The sequence below is a fragment of the Acidisphaera rubrifaciens HS-AP3 genome, from assembly GCF_000964365.1.
Lineage (GTDB): Bacteria > Pseudomonadota > Alphaproteobacteria > Acetobacterales > Acetobacteraceae > Acidisphaera > Acidisphaera rubrifaciens.
On the sequence record NZ_BANB01000242.1, the window covers coordinates 1 to 7,750 of the forward strand.

Below are 7,750 nucleotides of genomic sequence, written 5' to 3' on the forward strand. Positions count from 1 at the left end.
GGTGCTGTCGGCGGCCACCGGTGCCGCGGCGGCGACGGCCGAGGAAGCGGCGTTCCTGCGCGGCCTCGGCCTGCGGGTGCGCGGCATCGCGAGCCAGACCGGCTTCACCGTCGAGGCGAGTTTTCCGCTGGCCGTGGCGCTGGCCGCCGTGGCCGTGCACCGCGGCCGGCTGTTCGCCCCCCTCGATCCGGCCGAGGACGCGATGACGGGACCGCTGCGGCAGGCGCTGGTCACGCTCTGGGGCCATTGGCGGGGCGAGGCCATGGCGCTCGTGACCCCGGCATAGGGAGGGCGGCGTGAGCGCACATCTCGACAGCCAGGGCCGGCCGGTCGTCGTCGTCACCGGCATGGGCGTGCTGACCTCGCTCGGCGAGGGACAGGCCGACAACTGGGCGGCGCTGACCGCCGGACGTTCCGGCATCCGCACGCTGCGCCGTTTCCCGACCGACAACCTGCGCACGACGTTCGCCGGCACCGTCGATTTCATCCCGCACGACTGCGCCCCGGCGCTGTGCGAGGAACTGGCCGCACGCGCGATCGCCGAGGCGGTCGACGAGGCGGCGCTGGGCGGCAGGGGCCATTTCCCGGGGCCGCTGTTCCTCGCCATGCCGCCGGTCGAGCTGGACTGGACGCAGCGGCTGGCGCTCGCCGCCGCGGCGCCGCCGGACGATCCGGCCGCGGTCACCTATGGCGACCTGCTGCGCGCCGCAGCCTCCGGCCGCTTCACGGCGCTGCACGAGCGGGTGCTGTTCGGCTCGATCGCCGAACATCTGGCCGACCGGTTCGGCACACGGGGGTCGCCCGTCTCGCTGTCCACCGCCTGTGCGTCCGGCGCGACGGCGATCCAGCTCGGGCTGGAGGCCATCCGGCGCGGCGAGACCGAGGCCGCGATCTGCGCCGGCACCGATGCCTCGGTGACGCCCGAGGGGCTGATCCGCTTCTCGCTGCTCTCCGCCCTGTCAACCCGCAACGACGACCCGGCGGGCGCCGCGCGGCCGTTCACCCGCGACCGCGACGGGTTCGTGATGGCCGAGGGCGCGGGCGCGCTCGTGCTCGAAAGCCTCGCGCATGCGCGGGCACGGGGGGCGCGCATCCTCGGCGTGGTCGAGGGCAGCGGCGAGATGGCGGACAGTTTCCATCGCACCCGCTCCTCCCCGGACGGCAAGCCGGTGATCGCGACCTTGCGGCGGGCGCTGGCGGATGCCGGGGTGGACGCCGACGAGGTGGGCTACATCAACGCCCACGGCACCAGCACGCCGGAGAACGACAAGATGGAGTGGCACGCCGTCGCCGCGGTGTTCGGCGAGCGCGCGCCGCACGTGCCGATCAGCTCGAACAAGTCGATGATCGGCCACACCTTGTCCGCCGCCGGCGCGATCGAGGCGGTATTCACCGTCAAGACGCTGCGCGAGGGGCGGCTGCCGCCGACGATCAACTACGTCAATCCCGATCCCGCCCTGCCAGTCGATTGCGTGCCCAACGTGGCGCGGGACGCGGCGGTGACTCGGGCGATTTCCAACAGCTTCGGCTTCGGCGGCCAGAATGTCTGCCTGGTGATCGCCGCCGAGCCGCGCTGATGGCGCCGCGCGCCCTGGTCATCGGCGGCAGGCGCGGCATCGGCGGCGCCGTCGTGCGGCGTCTGGCCGCCGACGGCTGGGACGTGACCTACAGCTACCGCACCGCCCCGGACGGGCTCGACGAGCACCGCGCCGCCTGTCCCGACGCGCGAATCGACGCCGTGACGCTCGACCTCGCTGACGCGGAGGAGGTGGAACGCTTCGCCGCCGGGCTGGAGGACGGGCCGGGCTGGGACGCGCTGGTGCAGGTGGGCGGCATGACCCATGACAGCCTCGCCGCGATGCTCGACCACGCCCGCGCGGCGCTGGTGATGCAGGTGAACCACCATGCCTTCGTGCGACTCGCCCGCGCCGTCGTGCGGCCGATGACGCGCGCCCGCGCCGGCCGGATCGTCGCGGTCGGCAGCGTGATGGGGCTGGTCGCAAGCCAGGGCAACGCCGCCTATTCGGCGGCCAAGGCGGCGCTGCTGGCGCATGTCCGCACGCTTGCGATCGAGACGGCGCGGCGCGGCGTGACGGTGAACTACGTCGCCCCCGGATTCGTGGACACCGAGATGATGGCGCCCTTCGCCAACTGGCGCGCGACGACCGAGGCGCGGGTACCGGCCGGGCGATACGCGCGGACGGAGGAGATCGCCGCCGTGGTCGGCTTTCTCCTCTCGCCCGCCGCCGGCTATGTCACCGGAGCGGTGATCCCGGTGGACGGCGGGCTGACCGCCTCGCTCGGCATCGCCCGCGGCTGACCGCGCGGCCGGTCACCGGCCGGCAGGATCGCTCAGACCGGCGAGAGGACGTGGATCACCCGGCTGACCAGCCGGTCCTTGGTCTTCGCGGCATAGGCCGCCATGTGCGGCGCGGCGGCATGGGCGCGCAGGGCGTCCATGCTCTCCCATTTCTCGATGACGACGAAGCTGTCGGGGCCGAACGGGGTCTGTATGCGGCCGGCGCCCTCGGTATCGATCGCGGCGCCGTATTCGATGCAGCCGGCCTCGGCGCGGACATGCGGAACATTGGCGCGGAAATCGGCGAGGACCGAGTCGCGCTCGCCCGGCTTGGCGGTGATCACGGCGATGACATGGATCATGGCGTCCCTCTCCTGTCGGACTTTGACGTACGGGGCCAAGCACAGAGGCAAAGCGGCGCGCTGTCGATGCGCCGGGACGCGCGGCAGACCCTCGCACGGGACGGACGCCGCAAAAAGAAAAGGCCGGGACGATGCCCGGCCGGTGCAGTCAGAGGCTCCGCCGCCCTTTGCGTCCGGGCGGCGGACGATACCCCAGGTCGGGGTTACTCCATCGACATGCCGATCTTCTTCTGCAGCGCAATCAGCTGGCCGAGATTGGTCTTCAGGAGGTCGAGACCCTCTGCGGCAAACTGCTTCAGCTGCGGATCGGCGCCGGCCACCTGATCCTCGTCCTCGGCGCGCTCGATCGCTTCCTGGTGAGTCGCGATTTCGTCGGCGAGGAACACGCGGTCGAAGTCCACGCCTTCGGTGCGGCGGGCGTGGCCGAGGCGGATGCGAAGGTCGTTACGCAGGACGTCGGGCGGGATGATCCCCTTGGCGTCGGCGATCGGCTTGACCTTCGCGCGGAAGGCGGTCGCGTTGGCCAGGATCTTGTCGGCCATCGCCTTCACGCGCGGGTCCCTCGCGCGGGTCTGTGCCATCGTGCACAGCTCCATGTCGAAATGGATCACGTTGTAGGCGTTGGTGATGAAGTCCAGATCGGCCTGGTTGACCTGCTGCGACGGGATGCCCGGCGGCGTCGTTGAATGCGTGCGGTTGCAGCCGGCGATGACCACGGCCATGGCGGCCATGGGAGCGAAAGCGATAATATTGCGACGTGAGACGGCCATTGGTGCCTGTCCTCTGGTTGATTTGCTGACGAGACTATGCCGGGGCGCGAACGCCCCGGCATGCTAGATCAGAAGACATACAGGGCGCGGGCAAGCAACCCGATCGGGGCATGCAGACCGCCAACGGCAACGAAGTCGTGGTTCACTTCGAGACCGATCTGGGCGGCGGGGGTCACGAAGTAGCCCACCCATCCGCGGATCTGCTCGATCTCGGTCTTGTTGCCGGTGAAGTTGTAGTTCAGCTGCGACACGCCGCCGAGTTCCGTCGTCCAGCCGATCGAGGTGTTGAGCTGCGGATTCCAGTTGTACTCAGCCCAGCCCTCGAGGGTGTAGGCGATGTCCTGGGTCGTCTTGCCGGCCGGCGAGGTCGTCGGACCCGTGTAGGTGCCGTAGGCCGTGAATTCGAAGTTCCAGTGATCGCCGTAGCCCTGCGAGATGCCGACCTGCAGGTCGCCCGCCCAGCCGAGGCTGCCGAAGCCCGCGCTGTTGACCGGCGGATACAGGTAGATGCCGGCGAACGGATAGGTCTTGGTCGCCGAGTTCGCGCCCGGCCATGCGAACACCGACAGGGCGAGCTGGTTCTGGCCGCCCGCGTCGGCGTTGGCGCCGGCAATGGTGCCGCTCTGGAAGCCGTTGACGTCGAAGATCTGATAGCCGGCCGGCGTGTCACCGATGTTGAAGAAGTGGACGTAGCGCTCGATGAACAGGTTCAGGTTGAAGCTGGCGTTGTAGGTGCCGCTGCCCGGGTGCTTGCTGGCGACGTTCACCGAGTCGAAGTGGTCATAGATGTAGTAGCCCAGGATGACGTTGGTGCCGGCCGGAGCCGGAATAAGGTCACCTGGTTCGATCGATTGGGCGGCAGCATGCCGCGTTGCCCCAAGGCAGAGCGCCATTGCCGCCGCGCCATACAGCGCCCAGCGTCGCGCGTGCTTGAAAGAAACGCCCCCGATAGCATCCATTCTTGTCATCCTCCTGGCCAGCCGCGTCTCATTGGCGGTGACCGACTGCTGCAACGACCCAGATTAAGTGGCCCCGCCGGTGATGCGTCAGTGCATCTGACCGATCGTGACCGGCTGCGCGGCCCCCGCCGCGACCAACCCGCCTCCCCTTCTGCCGCTCGCCCAGCCATGAGGCGCCGCGGCGCGTTTCATTTCACTCGTTAGCGAGCGTTGGCAAAACACTGACGCAGGAACGTCATGTTTGCTAGGACCTACGCGCGGTTGGTGCATATCGGTCGCGCGACTGTTGCGTGAAATCCACAGCACTCGTGAGTGCCGGACAATAAAAAAGGGCCGGCGCGCTGCAATGCAGCATCGCCGGCCCCGGTATCGCCGCCGGTCGCCCGGCGGGTTGCGTCAGCGCTTGCTGAACTGGAAGCTGCGGCGGGCCTTCGCCTTGCCGTACTTCTTGCGCTCGACGACGCGGGGATCGCGCGTCAGGAAGCCGGCCGCCTTGAGGATCGTCCGCAGCTCCGGGTCGTAATAGGTCAGCGCCCGGCTGATGCCGTGGCGGACCGCGCCCGCCTGCCCCGACAGGCCGCCGCCGGTGACCGTGCAGTACACGTCGAACTCGTTGTAGCGGTTCGCGACCAGGAACGGCTGGGTGATCAGCATCCGCAGCACCGGGCGGGCGAAATACTGCGCCGCACTCTTGCCGTTGATCATGATCTCGCCGCGGCCGGCCTTGACCCACACGCGGGCGACCGCGTCCTTGCGCCGGCCGGTGGCGTAGCTGCGCCCCTGCGCGTCGCGCTTCGGCTCACGCCGCGCGGGCTCGCTCGGGTCGGCGGCCGGGTTGGCCAGCGCCATGTCCTTCAGATCGGCCAGGGTGCCGGTGCGGCTCTGGGTTCCCGACATGGTCAGATCCTCGTGTTCTTGCGGTTCAGCGCGGCGACGTCGAGCGGGCGCGGCTGCTGGCCGTCATGCGGATGCGCCGCGTCGGCATAGACATGCAGGTGCTTCATCTGCCGCCGCTGCAGCGGGCCGCGGGTGATCATCCGCTCCACCGCCTTCTCCACCACCTGTTCCGGCCGGCTGCCGGCGAGGCGCTGGGCGACCGTGCGGCCTTTGATCCCGCCCGGATAGCCGGTGTGGTAGTAGAACACCGATTGCTCGGCCTTCTTGCCGGTCAGGCGCACCTTGCGGGCGTTGATGACCACCACGTGGTCGCCGCAATCAACATGCGGGGTGAACTGCGGCTTGTGCTTGCCGCGCAGGCGGTTGGCGACCAGGACCGCGAGCCGGCCGAGCACGAGGCCCTCCGCGTCGATCAGCACCCAGTCCTTCTTCACCTCCGCCGGCTTCAGCGAGAGCGTGGTCTTCATCGGTTGTCATCCTCTCGGCGCCGGGAGCGGGCGCATGCGAAATCGCGGCGGCTTATCGGCAGAAACGCCCGAAAGGTCAAGTCGCAGGCACTGTGGTATGAAGTTACCACGCGACGGCGGCGCCCCCGCCCGGTAGGATCGCCGGGCAGAACGGAGCGGGGCGGACCATGGCGACGGAGAGAGGATTGGGCCGCCGGCTGGCCAATTACGGCGACCGCGACTTCGCGCGCTACCTGCGCCGGTCCTTCGCCAAGTCAATGGGCTATTCTGACGAGATGCTCGACCGGCCGGTGATCGGCATCGTCGATACCGGCTCGGGCTACAACAACTGCCACCGCACGGTGCCGGAGCTGATCGCGGCGGCGAGCCGGGGGGTGCTGGCGGCGGGCGGGCTGCCGCTGCCCTTCCCCACCGTCTCGCTCTGCGAGCCGTCGCTGTTCCCGACCTCCATGCACTACCGCAACCTCGCCGCCCTCGATACCGAGGCGATGCTGACGGCGCAGCCGATGGACGCGGCGATCCTGGTCGGTGGCTGCGACAAGACGGTGCCGGCGCAGCTGATGGCCGCGGCCTCGGCCGACATCCCCTGCGTGCAGCTCGTCACCGGGCCGATGCTGGCGACCCCGTTCCAGGGCGAGCGGCTGTCCGCCTGCACCGACTGCCGGCGCTACTGGGCCGCCTATCGCGCCGGCACGATCGACGCGGCGCGTATCGCCGAGGTCGAGGGGCAGCTGGCCACCACCGCCGGCTCCTGCGGCGTGATGGGCACGGCGAGCACCATGGCCTGCCTGGTCGAGACGCTGGGCTTCATGCCGGCGGGCCACGCCAGCATCCCCGCCGTCCACGCCGCCCGGCTGCGCGCCGCCGAGGAAGCGGGGCGCATGGCCATGCGGCTGGCGACCGCCGCCGCCCCGGTGCGGCCGTCGGACCTGATCACGCCCGAGTCGGTGGAGAACGCGCTGCGGGTGCTGCTCGCCCTCGGCGGCTCGACCAACGCGCTGGTGCATCTGACGGCGATCGCGGGGCGGCGGGGCGTGCGCGTCGATCTCGACCGGCTGAACGCGCTGTCGGACACCACCCCGGTGCTGGTGGACCTGAAGCCGACGGGGTCCGGCTACATGGAGGATTTCCACGCCGCCGGCGGCATGCCGGCGCTGCTGTGGGAGCTGCGCGACCTGCTGCATCCCGGCACGCCCGACCTCGCCGGCGTGCCGCTCGGCGCGCGGCTGGCAGCACCCGCCTATGTCGACCGACGGATCATCCGGGCGCGGGACGAGCCGGTGTCGCCCGAGGGCGGCCTCGTCGCGCTATCGGGCACGCTCGCCCCGCGCGGGGCCATCCTCAAGCGCAGCGCGGCCACCCCGTCGCTGTTCGAGACGACGCAGCGGGCGATCGTCTTCGACGGGCTGGCCGACCTGGCCGAGCGGATCGATTCGCCCGACCTCGGCGCCACCGCCGACGACATCCTGGTGCTGAAGAACGCCGGGCCGCGCAGCGCCGCGGGCATGCCGGAGGCCGGGTATCTGCCGATCCCGCGCGCCCTGGCCGTCGCCGGGGTGCGCGACATGGTGCGGATGAGCGACTGCCGCATGTCCGGCACCGCCTTCGGCACGATCGTGCTGCACATCACGCCGGAGGCGGCGGCGGGCGGGCCGCTGGCGCTGGTGGAGACAGGCGACCGCATCCGCCTGTCGGTGCGCGAACGGCGGCTCGACCTGCTGGTGCCGGACGAGACGCTGGCGCGCCGGCGGGCCGCCTGGACGCCCCCCGCCCTGCCGGCACGCGGCTGGGACCGGATCGTGGCGGAGCAGGTGTTGCAGGCCGACGAGGGCTGCGACCTTGGTGTGCTGCGCGGCTGAGCCATGGCCGCAATAGCGGGACCGGTCCACGTCATCGGCGCGTCCGGCCGGTCCGGCCGGGCGGTATGCGCGGCGCTGGCCGGGGCGGGTGTCGCGTTTGTCCCGGTGGTGCGCGACCCGGCGCGCTGGCCGGGGAC

At 70.7% G+C, this 7,750-nt stretch carries 9 protein-coding genes and 1 pseudogene; 5 read left to right on the forward strand and 5 right to left on the reverse strand.

The genetic code is table 11. From position 1 onward, the window contains the following. From B8460_RS21775 to B8460_RS08405, 3 genes are all read left to right on the forward strand, one after another. A partial coding sequence (locus B8460_RS21775; RefSeq protein ID WP_048861140.1) for a hypothetical protein occupies positions 1–286 on the forward strand: 286 nt, incomplete at its 5' end. Between the two features lie 10 nt (positions 287–296). Continuing rightward, positions 297–1,577, forward strand: a complete 1,281-nt coding sequence (locus tag B8460_RS08400) for a beta-ketoacyl-ACP synthase (protein ID WP_048861141.1) — start codon at positions 297–299, stop codon at positions 1,575–1,577. Then, entirely contained in the window at positions 1,577–2,320 is a 744-nt protein-coding gene (locus B8460_RS08405) for an SDR family oxidoreductase (protein ID WP_048861142.1), read from the forward strand. The genes B8460_RS08400 and B8460_RS08405 overlap by 1 nt, the downstream gene beginning before the upstream one ends. Positions 2,321–2,352: 32 nt before the next feature. Here B8460_RS08405 and B8460_RS08410 read toward each other — a convergent pair whose 3' ends face one another. From B8460_RS08410 to rplM, 5 genes are all read right to left on the reverse strand, one after another. Next, positions 2,353–2,661 carry a putative quinol monooxygenase gene (locus B8460_RS08410; protein WP_048861143.1) on the reverse strand — a complete coding sequence of 103 codons (309 nt, stop codon included), beginning with the start codon at positions 2,659–2,661 and terminating at the stop codon, positions 2,353–2,355. A gap of 203 nt (positions 2,662–2,864) precedes the next feature. Further along, a complete protein-coding gene (locus B8460_RS08415; protein ID WP_158322768.1) occupies positions 2,865–3,383 on the reverse strand; it encodes a DUF4142 domain-containing protein in 519 nt (172 codons plus the stop codon). A gap of 116 nt (positions 3,384–3,499) precedes the next feature. Then, positions 3,500–4,390: a hypothetical protein gene (locus tag B8460_RS08420; RefSeq protein WP_048861145.1), complete on the reverse strand. Its 891-nt coding sequence runs from the start codon at positions 4,388–4,390 to the stop codon at positions 3,500–3,502. Positions 4,391–4,786: 396 nt separating this feature from the next. Then, positions 4,787–5,287 carry a 30S ribosomal protein S9 gene (rpsI, locus tag B8460_RS08425; RefSeq protein WP_084623366.1) on the reverse strand — a complete coding sequence of 167 codons (501 nt, stop codon included), beginning with the start codon at positions 5,285–5,287 and terminating at the stop codon, positions 4,787–4,789. 2 nt (positions 5,288–5,289) lie between these two features. Further along, positions 5,290–5,754: a 50S ribosomal protein L13 gene (gene rplM / locus B8460_RS08430; protein ID WP_048861146.1), complete on the reverse strand. Its 465-nt coding sequence runs from the start codon at positions 5,752–5,754 to the stop codon at positions 5,290–5,292. Between the two features lie 167 nt (positions 5,755–5,921). Here rplM and B8460_RS08435 point away from each other — a divergent pair, with 167 nt between their 5' ends. Continuing rightward, positions 5,922–7,613 carry a dihydroxy-acid dehydratase gene (locus B8460_RS08435; RefSeq protein WP_048861147.1) on the forward strand — a complete coding sequence of 564 codons (1,692 nt, stop codon included), beginning with the start codon at positions 5,922–5,924 and terminating at the stop codon, positions 7,611–7,613. A gap of 3 nt (positions 7,614–7,616) precedes the next feature. Continuing rightward, a pseudogene (locus tag B8460_RS23335) lies at positions 7,617–7,750 on the forward strand (NADH-ubiquinone oxidoreductase); the annotation flags it as partial.